Consider the following 19,045-nt stretch of genomic DNA (forward strand, 5'->3'; position numbering starts at 1 on the left):
CCCTATTTAGCCTGCATTTTTTAATGCAAAATCTCGACCAAATAACAGTTTATTTCTGAATGAAGAAACAGGGGTTTGATCTGCGATTAACTCTGCATACCACATACCATCTTCAGTATCACCAAACAATACTGCACCAATTACCCGATCGCTTTGAATGATAATGCGTTTGTAAATCTGGCGTTTTTCATCGTTCAGGATAATGTCCTCATAATCATCTTTAGGTTCAAAATTGCCCGCAGAGAATACATCGACACCACTGACTTTTAACTGGGTCGGTACAGTCGGTGCCTTAAAGGTCAAACTACCATGCTCAGCCAAGTGCGTCGCACAAATAAAGGCTTGGCCCCATAATGGCTCAACCAAACCAAATGTTTGTCCACGGTGTTCAATACACTCACCCACAGCATAAATACTTGGGTCAAAGGTTTGCATAGTGTCATTCACCAATACGCCGCGGTTACAGCGTAAACCCGCACTTTGTGCCAAGCTAATATTTGGTCGGATACCAACTGCAAAGACCACAAGGTCAGCATCTAAAACAGTACCGTCTTTTAGTCGAATCTGTTTTACATGACCATTTTCATCACCTACCAATGCTTCTGTATTGGCTTCGGTAATAATGTTAATACCTTTTTGTTCAATGCTATGACGCAGTAACTGACTCGCACGGCCGTCGAGTTGACGCTCCATAATACGGTCCATCAAATGCAATACTGTCACGTTCATACCACGTTGCTTTAAACCATAAGCTGCTTCCAAACCAAGTAAACCACCACCAATCACTACTGCATTGGTTTTTGAACCGCAGTACTCAATCATGGTGTTAACGTCATAAATATCACGGAAGGTTAAAACACCCTTTAAATCCACTCCTTGGACTGGTGGAATAAATGGCGCCGAACCTGTTGCCAAGATCAAACGGTCATAATCAACTGTTTGTTCCTTTTCGGTGTAAACCACTTTACGTGGGCGATCAATTTTTACAGCTTTGTCGCCTGCAATAAATTTGATGCCTTTATCGCTATACCATTTTGGTGGGTGCAGCATAATGTCTTCAATGGTTTTTTCACCAGATAAAACCGGAGATAACATAATACGGTTGTAGTTACCCCAAGGTTCTTCACCAATCACCGTGACTTCATAACGATCTGGTGCCATATCAAGTAAATCTTCTAGGCAACGCATACCTGCTAAACCATTACCAATCAGGACCAGTTTGAGTTTGTCTTGAGACACACCTGTATTGGTAATATAAGTTTTTTGTGGCGCAGGATTGATCAAAACACGACCATCAACAATTTTGCTTGGATAAACTGAAAGTTTTTGATCTTTATCTTCTAAACAACGACCTGTTGCTAAACTAAAATGTTGTTTATAAATTGGTGACGCAATTACACGCTCACCTTGTAAATCACCAATAATGCCGCGGCTCATCACATTTGCTTGGCTAAACGGATCTTTATTGCTTAACACATAAACGCGTTTTTCATGTCCAACTCGGAAGATTGCTACCGCTTGATCACCTACTAGCGCACCAGCGCCAGTGTTTGGGGTTAAATCATCTAGTGCACACACATCAATCCATTGATCATCAGGAAGCATATTTTTGTCTTGTACAATATTCATAGAAATTCTCCTGTTTATGCTTCAACCATTGGAATACGGTCTTCTGAACGCTCGACATCTGATAATGGGCGGATTTGACCGCGTTCAGTCGTAAATTGAATGTGTGGATCGGCCTGTTCACTCGCACTTGCATTGATATAAGTTTGGAAACGTTTACGAACTTCAGGATTTTCTACTGCAGTACGCCATTCATCTTGATATGTGCCAATCACATGTTCCATACGGCGTTCAAGCTCAGCAGCCAACCCAAGAGAATCATCAACCACCACAGATTTAAGGTAGTCCAAACCACCTTCCATGTTGTCGCGCCATACGCTAGTACGTTGTAAACGGTCTGCGGTTTGGATGTAGAACATATAGAAACGGTCGATATAACGAATTAATGTCTCTTTATCGAGGTCAGATGCGAGCAATTCTGCATGACGCGGTTTCATACCACCATTACCACACACATAAAGGTTCCAACCTTTTTCAGTCGCGATAATACCCACGTCTTTACCTTGTGCTTCCGCACACTCACGCGTACAACCAGACACTGCCATTTTTAATTTATGTGGTGAACGTAAACCTTTGTAGCGGTTTTCAAGCTCAATCGCTAAACCAACTGAGTTGTCTACACCATAACGACACCAAGTGCTACCGACACAAGATTTCACGGTACGTAATGACTTACCGTATGCATGACCCGATTCAAAACCAGCAGCATTCAATTCTTCCCAAATGAATGGAAGCTCATGAACTTGTGCACCGAACATATCGACACGTTGACCACCAGTGATTTTGGTATACAGATTATATTTCTTGGCAATTTGACCAATGGCAATCAAACCATCCGGAGTCACTTCACCGCCAGCCATACGCGGTACGACCGAGTAAGAACCATCTTTTTGGATGTTACCCAAGTAGTAGTCGTTACTGTCTTGCAGACCGGCATGACTTGGTTCAAGTACGAAGTCATTCCAGCAAGATGCCAAAATATTTGCAGCAGCAGGTTTACAGATATCACACCCTAAACCATGACCATGTTGATCAATCAAGTCGTCAAAAGTTTTGATTTCATTGACACGAACCAAGTGATACAACTCTTGACGTGAGTACGGGAAATGTTCGCAAATGTGGTTGTTAACGGTTACACCTTGACGTTGTAACTCAGATTTCAATACTTGAGTCACTAATGGTGCACAACCACCACATGCAGTTGCTGCTTTGGTGCATTTCTTCAATGCACCTAAAGAAGTCGAGCCATCGCTAATCGCTTGGCAAATGTCCGCTTTTGATACGTTGTTACATGAACAGATCGTTGCGCTATCTGGAAGTAAATCTACACCGCTACCACCTGATTTACCTGCTGATTGCTCAAAGCCCGGCATGATTAAACTTTCAGGCACTTCCGGTAAATCCAGACCGTTTAACATCATTTGTAAAAGGTCGTTATATTCTTTGGCATCGCCCACTAAAACCGCACCAAGCAATTTAGTTTTGTCTGCATTTACAACAATCTTTTTATAAACCAGTGCATGCTCATCTGTATAGAAGTAGCTTAATGCACCCGGAGTCATTGCATGCGCGTCACCTACAGATGCAACATCAACACCCATCAATTTCAATTTGGTGCTCATGTCCGCACCAGCAAAAGAATTACACTCTTCAGCTAGCACATGTTTTGCTGCAATACGTGCCATGTCATAGCCCGGTGCAACTAAACCGTAGATTTTGTTTTGCCAAAGCGCACATTCACCAATTGCGTAAATGTTGCTATCTGAGGTTTGGCAGTAATCATTAATCACGATACCGCCACGTTCGCCAATCGCCAGACCACTATTACGTGCTAACTCATCACGTGGACGAATGCCTGCCGAGAATAAAATGATATCTGCTTCAAGTTCACTACCATCAGCAAACTTCATGACATGTGTTGTGCTATCACCGCATTCAATGCATTGAGTCGCTTTTTGCGTGTGAACTTTTACACCCAAATCTTCAATTTTACGGCGTAGAACTTTACCACCCAAGTCATCAATTTGAACTGCCATCAAACGTGGAGCAAACTCAACAACATGTGTCTCTAAATCTAGGTCACGTAACGCTTTAGCTGCTTCAAGACCAAGCAAACCACCACCAATGACTACACCAGTTTTAGCGTTCAAGCTCGCTGCACGAATCGCATCTAAGTCTTCAATGGTACGGTAAACAAAGCAGTTTTCACGGTCATTACCCGAAATTGGTGGAACGAATGCATACGAACCTGTTGCCAACACCAATTTGTCATAGCTAATCACATCGCCATGATTGGTTGTTACTGTTTGTGCAGCAGTATCAATTGCAGTTGCTTTGGTATTTAAACGCAGGTCTATGCCATGAGCATCAGCAAAGTCAAAACGAGCTAAAGATAAATCTTTTGCCGATTTCCCCGAAAAATATTCAGTCAAATGTACGCGGTCATACGCGATACGAGGTTCTTCCGCGAGGATAGTGATTTCCAGTTCATCATCTGCTTTTTCTAAAATGGCTTCGATGAATTTGTGGCCCACCATACCATGACCAATCATTACCAATTTCATAGTGTTTCTCCTCAAATCACGTTGCTTTTAAGCTGCGTTATTGCGTTCTCAAATAGACGTTGTTCTTTTGCTTTGTGCTCTACCGAGAAGCGAATCAACATCACGAAGCATGTAGCTGCTTGAAACCAATATTTTTCACTCGTTGACGACGCCCAATGCACAGCAAAGTCATAAAAAGAAATAAAAAAAGCGAGCCCCCTCATAGAGAAGGCTCGCATCGCTGGAACTGAAAATTTAAATAATTCAGATGTAACTTTTTTATGCAATAAAAATAAAGACATGACCTTCACTCCGACTGAACGTAACTTCTTTGTGTGTACGGTTGCACTCACAAACTCGATCAGAACGGACATCGTTGGCCGTCTTTAAAACTCATGGTCGTCTTCGACCTGTAATTAAGTAAGCACTTTGCATGCCAATATTTAAAAAACTTAATAAGATAATATTTTTTATATTTAATTTCATATAGATAATGATTTTTAATGTGTGCATAAAGAATTAAGTCTTATTTTGCCTGCTCTATCACTGCACACTTATATGGTTTAAATAAAAATACGTGTTGCTACAAAATGAATCGTATTTTTGCACCAAGATTGATCAGACCCATACTTTGGCATGCTAAAGTGCCATTAAAGCTTGATTTTTTCTTTAGTTTTCGATGGCATTAATCTTGCTTAAAAAACTGATAACAAAAAACGCGTCGAATTGGCGCATTTTCTTAGCCTGATTTTCTGAACTTATGCCAAAACTCAAAATAGCCCTTATTGATGATGATCATGCGCGAGCCGACTATATAAGAAAAAGTCTGCTTGAAAATGATTTTGAAGTGGTCGCTTGCCTTACTTTGGACCACTTGAATATCTTTCGCCTCGAACATTTACAAGCTGATGTGATCTTGCTTGATATGGACCATCCGCACCGTGACATTATTGAAAGCTGTGTCAGTAGCTATGACCTTCCTACCGTTCTGTTCACCAAAAATTCAGATAAAGACACAATCAAACAAGCCATAGATGCGGGAGTGACTGCTTATATTGTTGATGGCATAGATCCTGCCCGCTTACATACCATTTTAGAAATCTCCATTGAGCAATATAAAAAACACAAAAAGCTCGAAGGAGATTTAAAAGATGCTCAAACTAAACTCGCTGATCGTAAAGATGTTGAAAAAGCCAAAGTTTTACTTATGCAACTCCATGGCCTTCCTGAAGATACAGCATTCCAGTTGCTCAGAAAAAATGCCATGAGCCACCGCATTACGATTGGGGAAATGGCGCGGCGTTTACTTGACGCCCAAAAATTACTTGGCAATCAACTAAAGGATGAATAAATGAGCACATTAGAAAAGACTCAGTTACAACTCGGCTATATTCCTTTGCTTGATTGTCTTGCATTGCTTTGGGCAAAACAAAGAGGTTTCTTTGACGAAGTAGGGCTCGATGTTACTTTAGTTAAAGAAGCTTCATGGGCAAGTCTTCGCGACCGCCTTGCTTTTGGTTTATTAGATGCAGCTCACTGCTTATCTGCAATGTTACCTGCGGCCGCAGTAGGATCAGATCAAATTGGTACTCCACTGCAAACCTCGCTAGTTTTAAGTGAAAATCGTGCATTTATCAGCTTAAGCCAAAAATTAACACATCAACTTAAACTTCAAGAAAATGATACAGCTCAAGTAACGGCACAAAAAGTGGTGCATTACATTGAACAAGGTCATTCCCTTTCTTTAGCACATGTGTTTAAGCACTCCATTCATCATTATTGTTTAAGAGAATGGTTAGCTTTAGCAAACCCTGAACTCGCTCAATCGATTCAGCTTAAAACCTTACCACCACCTTATATGGTCGAAGCACTAGATAAGCATGTGATTGATGGTTTCTGTGTCGGAGAACCTTGGAATACTCAGGGCGAGCTTCTTGGTTTAAGTAAAATGATTTGCTCAAGCCAGAACGTTATCCCACCTGTGGCTGACAAGGTTTTAGCCGTAACACAGGAATGGGCTGAACAGCATCCACAAACGCTGGTTGCACTCACCGCTGCAATTATGAAAGCTCAGCAAGAACTTAGCGAACTAGAAGACTTTGCTCCAATTTTAAAATTATTGGTCGAGTTTGGAATTGTTCGTTTTCATTGCTCAGAAGAAGTGCATGTCGACAAATACTATATGATTCAGAATATTGTCCGTCATTTGGTAAAAGAAAGCGCTCTTCCGAAAGTAGAAGACTTTTATTGGCTCTTTCAGCAAATGCAGAAGTGGGATGACCTTCAGCTAGACCAAACGCAAATCAATGCACTGGGTCATAAATGCATCAATCTTGCGGCTTATGAACAAGCTAAGCAGCTTAATTTCGTTTAACACACCCTATCAATCTACAAAAAAAAGCTGTCTTTTATATAAAAGACAGCTTGAAAGATCCATAAGACAAAATGCGAAACACGCATTACTATACTTTTTGGACTCAATTGATCCATTCAAAATATAGCGCTTATGGACATGATCATATCCATCTAAACGTATCATTTTCAGACATTTTCATATCAATAACTGACACATCATCAATTTCACTTAATCAGCTTTAACATTTTAATAAGTCCCCTTAAATATTGCTCTTTTTATAAGCATTAAATATGGTCATAAACTCTACAAAATGTAGGCTGCATAAAATATGTTAATCAGCACAAATATTCCGATTTAATTTTAAAGTAATTTCAGTCACGAGTTTTTATTTCCAAAACCCTATGCTCATTAAATTATTTTTTATAGGTGAAAAGTAATTTATTGCCTATCTAGTTATATTTAAAACATTTATTAATTAGTCACTTTATAAAATATAAATATTAACATTCAAATAATTACACAAAAAAATTTAGTGAAAATTCCTATAAGTCACCCCTGTTTTGCGTTACAAACCGCAACAATCATGTCACAATTGGTAATAATAATTAAATTAATAATCATTATCATTCACATCACATAAAAACCTGAGAAGATCTACCATGATCCATGAAAATATTCTCGACTGCATAGGTAAAACGCCACTATTACAATTATCAAGGCTATTCACGCATCAATCGATCTCAGTGATTGCGAAAATGGAATTGTTAAATCCAGGAGGAAGTATTAAAGACCGTCCAGCATTATTCATGCTACAGGAAGGCCTAAAATCTGGCGTAATTAATAAAGATAGTCATATTGTTGAAAGTTCTTCAGGAAACTTGGCTATTGCTCTTGCAATGGCATGCAAAATATATGGATTAAAATTTACTGCCGTTATTGACCCGAAAATTGCTTCAGCAAACTTACAAATGTTGAAGCTTTACAAAGCCAATATCGAAATGGTCTCTGAAAAAGACCAAAACGGCGGTTACTTAAAAACCAGAATTGATACTGTAAAGCGGCTATGCCAACAACTGCCGAATGCTGTCTGGATTAATCAATATGCAAATCCAAACAACTGGAAAAGCCACTATTTTGGTGAAGCAGAAGAAATCCTAAATCAAATTGATCGCAAGATTGATTACCTCGTGATCGGAGCAAGCACCTCCGGCACGATTATGGGTGTGTCACGTCGCCTTAAAGAAAAGTTCCCAGAATTAAAAGTGATTGCAGTCGATATTGTCGGCTCTGTCTTGTTTGGTGGTACATCTGGTCCACGTGAAATTCCTGGTATTGGAGCAAGTACTGTTCCACCTCTGCTCTCCCCCGATGAAATTGATGATGTCATTTATGTGGATGACTATGAATCGGCAGTCGGTTGCAGAGAACTTCTTGAACATGAAGGAATCTTTGCAGGCGGCTCAAGCGGCTCATCTATTTCAGCGATAAAAAAACTCATTCCAACCATTCCCGAAGGTTCATGCGTCTTAACGCTGCTACCTGATCGAGGCGATCGTTATCTAGATCTCGTTTATGCAGATGAATGGTTCGAAATGATCAAGAAACGTCACTTCAATCGAAACTTACGACGTCAAGAAAACCTTACTTTACAAAATGTTGTTTAACCTTCTCCTTAGGACATATTCATGAGCAATCTGGCTACCCTTCGTTATCTTAGTCAATCAGATTTATTAAATCTTGGCGCAAATCATAGCAATTCATTTATTGAAGCGATTACTGAAGGTTTAACCCTGCATGCAAATAAACAGTTTGTACAACCCTTAAAACCTTACCTCCGCTGGCAAGGTGCAGACCACATTGCTGACCGTATTATTGCAATGCCTTGTTATTTAGGTGGCAATGACCCGATTGCCGGAATCAAATGGATTGGTTCAAGACAACATAACCCTAAAAAATTCAATATTCCACGTGCCAGCGCACTGATTGTTCTAAATGACTCAGAAACAAATTACCCAGTTGCAGTAATGGAAGGCAGCTTAATTAGCGCAATGCGAACTGCTGCAATTACGGGTGTTTCGATTAAGTATCTAGCCAAAAAAGACTTTTCAGACATTACCGTGATTGGCTGCGGACCAATTGCTCAAATGCAGATTAAAACGGTACTTGAACAATACGCTCAAGTGAAAAAAATACATTTATTTGATGTGAACCCTGAAGCGGCGGAAAAACTCAAAGCATTGTTCCTTTCAGAATATCCACATCTAGAAATTGAAATTCATGACGGTGCCAAATCTGCAATTCAGCAAGCAGATGTGCTTATTACCTGCACAGTTTCAGATAAGCCTTACATCCCATTTGAATGGCTTAAAAAAGGCTGCTTTGTTTCCAATATTTCAATTATGGATATTGAGCCTGAAGTCTTCTTAAAAGTTGACAAAGTTATTGTGGACGACTGGGACCAATCAAATCGAGAAAAGAAAGTCATCAACGTACTGGTTGAAGATGGCTTATTCAGTCGTGAAAAACTGCATGCTGAACTGGGCGACATCATTATTGGTCATAAAAACGGCCGCGAACATGAAGATGAAATCATTTTGCTTAACCCAATGGGCATGGCGATTGACGACATCGTTTGCGCTAAATGGTTCTTCAATGCCGCACAAGAACAAAACGTTGGCACGGTTCTACCACTTTTATAAGAATAGGAATAACTAAAATGCTAGATCGGATTTACACAGCACAACTACAAAAAACAATAGATGCCCTCTACATGGAGAATTATGGAGATTTTAGAGATCATATTTCCTATAAAAAGCCTTATCTGGCAATCACTCTAAATGATGAGTTGGAACTCTATTTCAGCTGTTTAAAAGTAGATGGTGTAAATCCTTTCTATGTTACTCAACCCGAAGTTTTGCTTCATAACATCTTGAGTAATACGACTTCTAAAATTTCTATTTCTGAAGTTTTTACCTATTTAACAAAAGCATCTTGGTGGCCTTCACCGCATCATCAAAAGGCAATTGACTATTGGCTCGACAACTTAGTAACGGCTGAAAAAATCCCTCAGATTTTACAGTCAGCACTTTCATTTTCCTCACCTTTAATTACAAGTGAATTGCTCTCTCTTGTTGCTGATCGTCCATTTCATCCGTTCGCCCACTCAAAAGGTGAACTTGCACCACTTACGACTCAAAAAGAAATTGAGGTGTATTGGTGGGCTTTTAAGAAAGATGACGTGATCAATAATATGGAATCGATTCCTCATAAAGAGCTTCTGTTATCAGAAGCTGAGGACAATCATTTTACTGAAAAAATGGCCGAGCTTTCAGAAGACTACTTAGCCCTGCCTTTGTTAGAGACTCAACATCGCTATTTAAAGTTTGATGAAAATAAGTACGGTGGTATTGACCTGAACCATGTCACGACAATTGGTTTACCGACTTCATCTTTAAGAACTCTTATTCACAACTCAAACCATATTCTGCATTTAAAACTATCAACAAATGCCAAAACATTAGGTGCAATCCGCTCTATGCCGGGACGTTATTTAATGAATGGGCATAGAGCATATGATTTTTTAAATGAAGTTATTAATGAAACTTCTTTATTAAAAAATCGTCTCTTTCTGAGTAATGAAACTCACTGGTGGGTACTGGGTAAACAAGAGCCAATAGTAAAAAATTTAGGTGTAATCGGTTGCCAAGTCAGACATTTACCGGATTTTTGCCAAGATAAAAACGTCACCCCAATTACCATGTCGGCTTTAAGCTGTATCTATGTTGACCCTTGGGAAACTTTAGGCGTTGAAGGTGATAAATGGTCATTATTAAAAGACCTCAGTGTCCATTTTATTCAAACATTCTTAACGCTTTGGTCGAAAGGAATCATGCCTGAATGCCATGGGCAAAACACCATGGTGTGTTATGAAAATAATAAGTTCAAATGCTTTATTTTACGTGACCACGATACCTTAAGAATATGTACACCAGCTATTGAAGAAAGTGGCTTTACACCTCCAACGTATACCATTGATACCAGTACGCCAAACAATCTTATCTTTACTAAAAATGAAGACTTATTTAATTACTTCATTACTTTAGGGATTCAAATTAACCTCTATCCGATTGCTTTAGCTGCGTTGAAATATACAGATCGTTCAGAAAGCGATTTCTGGGAAATGATTCAAGACATTATTCATGATTTTGTAGAAACCCAACCAATTTCAGAACAGACAAAGTCTCAGATTCAAACCTATCTTTTTGACAATAAGACTTGGCCGTTCAAACAGCTACTTACGCCGCTGTTAGCCCAAGAAAGTGATTCGACGGGAATGCCAAGCAAAATCGGAACCACGTCAAACCCTTATCAAAGCTTATCTGTTTCTAGCTATGAGACCATGGATATCTAAATCATGCGCTCATCTCGCCTAGATCATTTCATTATTTTGCTCTGCCAGTTTTTTTCCACTTTCGGGCTCATGGTGCTTATTCCGATCATGCCGCTTTATATGGAAAAACTGACGGCGCATATGAGTGCTCCCACTATCTGGGCAGGTTTGGCACTCGCTGCACCCGCAATTGGCAGTTTATTTACCGCACCAATTGTTGGTCACCTATCCGACACTTTTGGCCATAAGAAAGCACTGCTACTTTCACTGGCTGGTTTCTGTATTTCAATACTGCTCATGGCTAGCGCCCAGCATTTATACCTATTTATTTTTGCGCGGATTTTACTTGGTTTTTGCGGCCTTTCCGTCATTCTGAATGCCTATGTTTCATATCTTTCTAATGAACAACAAAGAGGTGCGGCTTTTGGGCAACTACAAAGTAGTGTTGCGCTAGCTTGCCTGTGTGGTCCAGTACTCGGCGGTATATTTATGGACCACTGGCGGGTTGAAATATTACTTAATGCAACTGCATTTATTGTAGTTACATTAATTGTGATCGCATCCTTTTTATTAGCCAATCCAGTTAAAACTGAGGCTGTAAAAACCAAAGAAAAATCTAAAATTCCAGACTTTTTTGATAGAACAATTTTTTCTTGGTTGAGTGCCGGCATCTTGGTGCAAGCCGGTGGTTTTGGTTTAGTGTCTTGCTTCGTTTTATATATTAGTGAAATAAGCCAAAACATTCATTCGTCGTTATCTGCTGCAAGCTTAACGGGCACAATCCATGCGCTTTCATGGGGAGCTGCTTTTATTGCGGCAACCTATTGGGGAAAAAGAAATGATGATAAAGGAGATTCTTTTAACAACTTCGTTTATGCCTCTTTAATTTGTGGCATCACGATTTTCGCATTGATCTGGGTTTCCAATCTCTGGCTCATTCTCGTATTACGACTCATACAAGGTTTTTGCTTCGCAGCGCTTATTCCTTCGATCTTACACACGATTTCTCTAAAAGCTGGCACTCAAAGCCAAGGAAAAGTGATCGGCATTTCTAACAGTGCTTTTGTCTTAGGCCAACTTTTTGGTCCGATCACCATCACGCTTACCTACTCATTTTTCAATATTACAGCCGCATTAATCTGCACCTCTTTATTTTTTATCGGTGCGGGCTTAGTGGTGATTTTGAACAGATTCTTAATGGATACAATTTTAGAAGAGGCACAAGAATGAACTCAATTATTACAACCGATGCATGGTCTTATAAACTTTTCGAACAGTACCTGAATACTTTCTTTCGCGAACTTAAAGTAGATCTTGAAGAGCACATTATCTCAGCTCAAGATTCTCCTTTATTCACAATATATGCGGAACAGCCGAACTCGATCTATTTTTCTTACACGTTTAATGCGTCTAATACGATTGTTTATGGTGCAGTTCAACACTTCTCAACCACTGGCTATCATCGATATCAGCGTGGCTTTGCTCTGCAAAACTTAAGCGACAATACTTTTGACTCTCTAACTGATCCTAAAAATTTGGTGAAACTCATTACCGATGAGTTAAATAGCTTATTTAAAGACAAAAACCAGAACAAGAACCTTTATTCCGATATTGCCAATAGTATCGAGAACACAAAATTCTTTTTAGAAAATAGACCATCCCAAACCACATCTAAAGCTTTGAGTGGTTTTCAAGCTACCGAACAAGGCATGCTATATGGGCATCCTTTTCATGTCACCTCTAAAGCCAACTTAGGTTTTTCGAAAGAAGACATGAAGAAGTATAGCCCTGAGTTAGGCGCAAGTTTCCAGCTACACTACTTCGCGGTTCATTCTTCTTTAATCGAAAAGCTAGTCAGCGAGACCGAACCTTCTCACCGTATTGAAGATGAAGTTTTAGAAACTGCGAAAGAGCGTTTACAAGAGAACTTAGCAAACTATGAGCTCATGCCGACCCACCCGTGGCAAGCCAACTTCTTACTTCAACACCCATCTTTAAAGAAATATTTAGACAGTCAAGAAATCATACATCTGGGTGCATTAGGTCAAACTGTATGGCCAACTTCATCTGTTCGTACTGTGTGGTTACCTCAATCAAACCTATTCTTAAAGCTCTCAATTGATGTGCGAATTACCAGTTTCATTCGTAATAACCCAATGGATGAAATGGAGCGCGCCATTGATGCAAGCAAAATTATTATCAATCACAAGATTAATGAACAATATCCTGACCTTGTGATTCTGCCGGAGTTAGAGGCGAAAACAGTCAAAATTCCAGAGCTTGAAAGTTCATTTGGCATTATTTATAGAGCTGGACTCACACCTGAGGTATTAGAAAATACAAGAATGCTCGGTGGCTTGGTCGAAGAAAATGAGAACCATGAAATTCCTTTATTCAGCTTTATTCAACAAGCTGCACCGAACCAAAATTTGCAAGTGCCTGATGCAAAAGACTTCATTACTTTTTGGTGGAAACAGTACGTTAAAGTTTCACTCATCCCATTAGTCGAACTGTTTGCAAATAAAGGCATTAGCGTAGAAGCACATATGCAAAACAGTTTAATGGAATTTAAAAACGGCTATCCACACCGCCTCATTCTTCGAGATATGGAAGGCATTAGCATTGTTCCAGAAATGATAGAGGATGATTCATCTATTTCTGAAGATAGTACCGTTTGGTTCTCTCAAAAAGATGCATGGACCTTTTTAAAGTATTACCTCGTAATCAACCACATTGCGCATCTCATCAGCGCAATTGCACGAGTTACCGTAATTGAAGAATCTGTGCTTTGGCAAACCACCCGTCTTACGCTCATTCAAGAAAAATTTACCACCAAAGGTCAGCACTACCGCGATTTATTAATTAACTCACTCACATTACCAATCAAGGCAAATATGTTAAATACGCTCTACCACAGTGGTGGCAATCCAATCTGGATTGAAGTTGAAAATCCTATTTATAAATATCGCGGCGCAGAAGCCCTTTGCCCTCTTCAACCAACACAACAAACCAATTATAGAACCCTCGCAGAAAATCGAGTGATGGGCCAATTATTAGAAGCGCTTATTTTTGAAAATACCTTTAAATATGAACTTTCTAAAGGTCAGATCAAGTTTTATATTTCCGATACAGTTTTCTATACATGCGCCGCTAAACGACATTTCAGCTTTAAACGAATTAAGTTAGATCCTTCAAGCTTAGTCCGTTCTGATATTAGTTTAGGCGCTGAAACTAGTCCTAACTTAAAAACACTACTTGCCGACCTAAAAAATATTATTGAAGCAGATCCTGTTAAATGGCAAAACTTTAATGATGAGCTCAATTTAACTTATGTTAAACATGCGCAGACTTTGAGCCAAGCACCTACCCAACCTTTAAGAACTTTGCCTTATTTAGAACAAGAAGCAAGGATTACCAATGCGCATTTATATCATCCAAGCTTTAAGTCTCGTATCGGCTTCGATTTAAAAGAAAATCAAAAATATGCACCTGAGCTTTCTGAAGGTTTTACGGTTAAATGGACCGCGACTCATAACAGTTTATGCAAACTGGTTTTAAGTGAAACGATTAACTTAGAGCAGCTTTATAAACAGCATTTTTCAGAGAAAGATCTACAAGCCATTAACGATCAATTGAAAGAGCAAAATGTAGATTTTAAAGATTATATCCTCACCCCAATTCATCCGTGGCAGTGGGATAAAATTATTGAATTATATTATCAAGATGCGATTAGCAACCAATTGATCATCCCGTTAGACATTGAAGGTCCAACTTATTTACCACAACAGTCGATTCGAACCTTATCGAACATTAGTGATATCTCTGCACTTTCTCTCAAGTTGGCAATGAATTTGGTTAATACCTCTACATCTCGCGTATTGGCACCACATACCGTTCAAAATGCTGCAAAAATGAGTGACTGGCTTTATAAAATTGTCGAGCAAGACCATATTCTAGAAAAGCATCGCAAGCCTGTCATTCTAAGAGAAATTGCAGGCCTTTCAGTTAACCAACAAATTGCTTTACCTGTTCAATACGGCGCACTCGCCTGCATTTGGCGCGAAAGTATTTATAGTTACTTAAAAGAAGGTGAATCGGCAACTCCGGTAACTGGCCTCATGCAAGTCGACATTGACCAAAAGCCTCTAATTAATGAGTGGATTCAAGAATACGGTATCGAGTTCTGGTTAGAGAAATTACTCACCAATGCTTATTTACCTATCATGCATATTTTATGGTGCCACGGCTTAGCGTTAGAGTCACATGCACAAAACATGGTTCTGATTCATAAAAATGGCTTACCAGTCAAAGCTGCTTTGAAAGATTTCCATGACGGTATTCGTTTTAGCCGTCATCTTTTACGTGAGCCCGAACTTTTACCTAACTTGCAAGATGCGCCAAAAGAACATGCCAAAATTAACCCGAACTCGTTCTTGGAAACCCACTCTCCAAATGAGTTAAGAGACTTTACTCAAGATGCACTTTGGTTTGTAAACCTTGCAGAGTTAGCAATTTTCCTAAATGAACATTATGACTTCGATGAAATCAAATTCTGGACCATGTTAAGAACCATCATCAATCAACACAAAGAAGCACATCCAGAGTTTGCTGAGCGATATGAATTGTTTAACTTTACAGATGACACCATCGATATTGAACAGCTCGCAAGCCGCCGTTTCCTTCCTGAAATTCGTCTAAGAGTACAAACCACGCCGAACCCGCTCAGCCTCATTAAGGAAATCGAGTATGAATAAGCATTCGATTTCTTTTAAGAAACGAATAGCAAATGGTGAGATGCTCTACGGAATATTTTGTTCCGTAGCATCTCCCATTAATGTCGAACAACTGGCACTTGCGGGCTATGACTTTATTATTATCGACTTGGAACATACTTTATTTACCACGTCCCAAGTCGAGACCATGATTTTAGTAGCTAGAGCCACGTCTATTGATGTGTTTGTAAGAGTGCCTTTAAATGCTAATCACCTAGTTTTACCTTTGCTTGATGCAGGGGTAACTGGCATTGTTTTCCCGCGTATTGAAAATGCCCAGCAGGCACGAGAAGCTGTGAATTATTGCCACTATATGCCGCTTGGTCAAAGAGGAATGAATTCGACAAGATTAAATCGATACGGCATTGATGATTTAGCCAGTTTTGTTCAACAGGCTGCAAACGAGACTGTTGTCATTGCTATGATTGAAAGCTTAGAAGGACTAGAACATCTTGATGAGATTTTAAAAGTTGACGGCATCGATATTATTCTTGAAGGTGCAGCTGACCTTTCTCAGTCTATGGGAATGCCGTGGGAAACTAGCCATCCGAAGGTCAAAGAAAAAGTTCAAGAGATGTATATAAAGACTAGAAATAGCCGAAAGCATTTCTGCGCCATTCCCCGACAACCTGAAGATATCGCGGCGTGGAAACAACAGTCTGTTCAGCTTTTTGTGCTCGGAGATGACCGAAGCATTATTCGCCGTGCTCATCAAAATCACCTAAATGCTTTTAAAGAAATCTGATTACTGTTCAATTTTTTTGGGGGAATAAACACTTATTTCCCTAATGCATTGAATAAATTTCAGATATATTATTTTTTAAGCAATTAATAATATTGTTAATTACAATGATTCTCATTTATAATCCGCTCAATTTAAAATCACTCTCAGGGCGAGAAAATGGGAAATAAGATAAAAAGTAATAAACTTTTTACGAGAAAGTCAGAAGTTAAAAATATCATTCCACTCCTTTCACTTGGTGGGGCCATTTTTCTTTCAAATTCAGCATTTGCAGCTTCACCTTCTGAAACCACAGAAACAGAAAAAAAGCCTGAAGCACTCCCTACAATTACAATTACTGCTTCACGTGCAGATGAGCTCTCTACTTCTGCTAAGCAAGTCACCAAGCTAGATGAAAAACAAATTGAACTTTTAAGAAATGGTTCCTCTGGAAGTATTGCAACCGTTTTAGCCAAAGCTGTACCGGGCCTGTCTGACTCAAGCCGTACTATTACAGATTACGGTCAAACTTTACGTGGTCGTAATGCTCTGATCTTGGTCGATGGCGTTCCAATGAACCTCACACGCGACACATCAAGAGGACTTTCCTCAATTGACCCTGAAAGTATTGCGAACATTGAAGTCATTCGAGGCAGTAATGCAATTTATGGTGGTGGTGCTTCTGGCGGTATTATTTCAATTACCACGAAAGCTGCTGGTGGCGAACCTACAGCAAAAACAGTCGTTGGACTTCAAACACCTTTAACAAATTTCCGTTCTAATGCTCTAAGTGGCGATATTCATCAATATTTCACAGGCAGCTTTAACGCTTTTGACTATGCACTCGACTTTGGCTATCAACGTATTGGTAGTCCGTACGATGCAAGTGGTGACCGTGTTGCACCGGAACCAAGTCAGGGCGACCTTTATGATGCCGATGCCTACAGCGTAGGCGGTAAGCTGGGTTACCATATTGATGACAACCAATACCTACAATTCGCCGCAAACTACTATAATGCCGAGCAAGACTCAGATTATGCATCTGACATAAGTGTTAAGAATACCCCTGCCGGAACTGTACCAGCCAAAGCAATTAAAGGCTTAAAGCTTAAAGACCAGACTAAAAACGAAAACCAGATCTACAATTTAACCTATAACCATAAAGACCTGTTTGGTAATAAGGTTGATGCTCAAATTTATTACCGCAACTTCTTTACTCGTTTCTCACCATTTGATGCACGTGTTCCTGTAAATCAAGTCAGCCCACGTGGTGGACAAGTGGATCAGGTCTCTCAAGAAAATAACGTACTCGGTAGCCGTTTAACTGTGACCACACCCCTTGAGTTTTTAGGTGATACCTCATTGGTTTGGGGTGGTGACTTTAGCCGCGAAAAAAGCGAAATGCCTTTAGATATTTTTGATCGTGACATTTATGATCAATCGGGCGGCTTAGAGTTTGTAAAAACTGGCAAGCTTACTTATTTACCTGAACTTACCACGCAAAGTGTGGGTGGTTTTGTACAGTTAAAACACCGATTTAATGACCAATGGTCGGCTGAAGCTGGTACGCGTTATGAAGACAGCTACGCCCAAATTGATAGCTTTATTCCACTATCACAACTTGATCCTAACACACAATCATATAAGCCCAACCCTTATGTATATCAAGGTGGAAAAGTGAAAGCTGATTCATGGTTATACAATGCTAATGTGACTTTCTCACCGAATGACCAGCACTCGATTTATGCATCGTTTAATCAGGGTTTTCAATTACCTGATGTGGGTGTGATTATTCGTAATGCAAGTGAGGAAAAAAAATCTGAATTATCATCTTCATTTTTAGAACCTGTAAAAGTTGATAACTATGAGTTGGGCTGGAAAGGAAACTTCAATAATTTCTCATCAAGCTTAGCAATTTTCCACTCTACTTCTGACCTTGGTGCTGTGCAGCCAGTGAGTAATAGTTTGGTTATGCTTAGAACCAAAGAGAAAATCACTGGTGTTGAAGCAACTTTTGATTATCTTGATGATGCTAATGTTTGGGGAACTGGTGGTAGCGTTACTTGGATGAAAGGCCGTGAAAAACCTCAAAACGGTGCTGAACAAGACATGACGGGTTTCCGTATTCCACCATTAAAACTCACAGCTTATGTTTCTTATAGCCCAACTGAAACTTGGACGAACCGCCTACAAGCAACTTACTTCGGTTCAGAAGATTACCGCTTGAATGGTGTAAATAGTTTTGGTCGCTACGATGTAAAAACTTATACAACAGCCGATTTAATCAGTAGCTTTGCGCTTAACAAAAAAGACACTGTGACGATTGGTTTAGAGAACATGTTTAACCGCAAATACTACCCTCTCTACAGTCAATTATTAAGATCTGGTAATAACACTAGCCATTTAGTCGCAAATGGCGCAACGCTTAAAGTTTCTTATAGCCATAAATGGTAATTAAAATTAGATAGCATGTGTCATAAAAAAGGAGATCTAGTACGGTCTCCTTTTTTTATTTAAAAAATTATTTAAACTTTCTATTTTTTCTTTGTCGACTTGAAACCGACTGTCGGAACTACCCTAGCTTTCTACCATAAATTTTGTTAACTTGATTTTGTTACATATTCAAAATATGATTTT

Annotated in this window: 13 protein-coding genes; 9 read left to right on the forward strand and 4 right to left on the reverse strand. The window is 39.4% G+C overall.

What is annotated here, in order from left to right; all coding sequences use genetic code 11:
- Positions 1-6: 6 nt before the first annotated feature.
- From nirD to ACLBWE_RS11650, 3 genes are read right to left on the reverse strand one after another with little or no spacing between them, the layout of a single operon-like run.
- Entirely contained in the window at positions 7-1,629 is a 1,623-nt protein-coding gene (gene nirD / locus ACLBWE_RS11640; protein WP_447602985.1) for a nitrite reductase small subunit NirD, read from the reverse strand.
- A gap of 14 nt (positions 1,630-1,643) precedes the next feature.
- Positions 1,644-4,190, reverse strand: coding sequence for a nitrite reductase large subunit NirB (nirB, locus tag ACLBWE_RS11645; RefSeq protein WP_447602987.1), 2,547 nt, complete (start codon positions 4,188-4,190; stop codon positions 1,644-1,646).
- Positions 4,191-4,201: 11 nt separating this feature from the next.
- The gene (locus tag ACLBWE_RS11650; protein ID WP_447602989.1) at positions 4,202-4,543 is read right to left on the reverse strand and encodes a hypothetical protein; all 342 of its coding nucleotides are present in this window, start codon (positions 4,541-4,543) and stop codon (positions 4,202-4,204) included.
- 386 nt (positions 4,544-4,929) lie between these two features.
- Here ACLBWE_RS11650 and ACLBWE_RS11655 point away from each other — a divergent pair, with 386 nt between their 5' ends.
- Entirely contained in the window at positions 4,930-5,520 is a 591-nt protein-coding gene (locus ACLBWE_RS11655; protein ID WP_003652246.1) for an ANTAR domain-containing response regulator, read from the forward strand.
- Positions 5,521-6,543: an ABC transporter substrate-binding protein gene (locus ACLBWE_RS11660; RefSeq protein WP_447602992.1), complete on the forward strand. Its 1,023-nt coding sequence runs from the start codon at positions 5,521-5,523 to the stop codon at positions 6,541-6,543.
- Between the two features lie 14 nt (positions 6,544-6,557).
- Here the strand turns inward: ACLBWE_RS11660 and ACLBWE_RS11665 are convergent, their stop codons facing one another.
- Positions 6,558-6,659, reverse strand: coding sequence for a hypothetical protein (locus ACLBWE_RS11665; protein ID WP_447602994.1), 102 nt, complete (start codon positions 6,657-6,659; stop codon positions 6,558-6,560).
- Positions 6,660-7,184: 525 nt separating this feature from the next.
- Between ACLBWE_RS11665 and sbnA the strand changes: the two genes are divergently transcribed.
- The 7 genes from sbnA (at position 7,185) to ACLBWE_RS11700 (ending at position 18,862) form a co-directional block, all read left to right on the forward strand.
- Complete coding sequence (sbnA, locus tag ACLBWE_RS11670; RefSeq protein WP_003652249.1) at positions 7,185-8,189, forward strand: 2,3-diaminopropionate biosynthesis protein SbnA; 1,005 nt, start codon at positions 7,185-7,187, stop codon at positions 8,187-8,189.
- A gap of 21 nt (positions 8,190-8,210) precedes the next feature.
- Complete coding sequence (gene sbnB / locus ACLBWE_RS11675) at positions 8,211-9,224, forward strand: 2,3-diaminopropionate biosynthesis protein SbnB (RefSeq protein ID WP_447602996.1); 1,014 nt, start codon at positions 8,211-8,213, stop codon at positions 9,222-9,224.
- 71 nt (positions 9,225-9,295) lie between these two features.
- Complete coding sequence (locus tag ACLBWE_RS11680; protein WP_447603120.1) at positions 9,296-10,936, forward strand: IucA/IucC family protein; 1,641 nt, start codon at positions 9,296-9,298, stop codon at positions 10,934-10,936.
- 3 nt (positions 10,937-10,939) lie between these two features.
- Positions 10,940-12,145: an MFS transporter gene (locus tag ACLBWE_RS11685; protein ID WP_209733831.1), complete on the forward strand. Its 1,206-nt coding sequence runs from the start codon at positions 10,940-10,942 to the stop codon at positions 12,143-12,145.
- The gene (locus tag ACLBWE_RS11690; RefSeq protein WP_447602998.1) at positions 12,142-15,669 is read left to right on the forward strand and encodes an IucA/IucC family protein; all 3,528 of its coding nucleotides are present in this window, start codon (positions 12,142-12,144) and stop codon (positions 15,667-15,669) included. The genes ACLBWE_RS11685 and ACLBWE_RS11690 overlap by 4 nt, the downstream gene beginning before the upstream one ends.
- The gene (locus tag ACLBWE_RS11695; protein WP_447603000.1) at positions 15,662-16,432 is read left to right on the forward strand and encodes an HpcH/HpaI aldolase family protein; all 771 of its coding nucleotides are present in this window, start codon (positions 15,662-15,664) and stop codon (positions 16,430-16,432) included. The genes ACLBWE_RS11690 and ACLBWE_RS11695 overlap by 8 nt, the downstream gene beginning before the upstream one ends.
- A gap of 156 nt (positions 16,433-16,588) precedes the next feature.
- Positions 16,589-18,862 (forward strand): TonB-dependent receptor, encoded by a 2,274-nt coding sequence (locus ACLBWE_RS11700; RefSeq protein ID WP_447603002.1) that lies wholly within the window; start codon positions 16,589-16,591, stop codon positions 18,860-18,862.
- Positions 18,863-19,045: the final 183 nt, after the last annotated feature.

It is taken from the genome of Acinetobacter sp. M5A5_2a, from assembly GCF_053345265.1.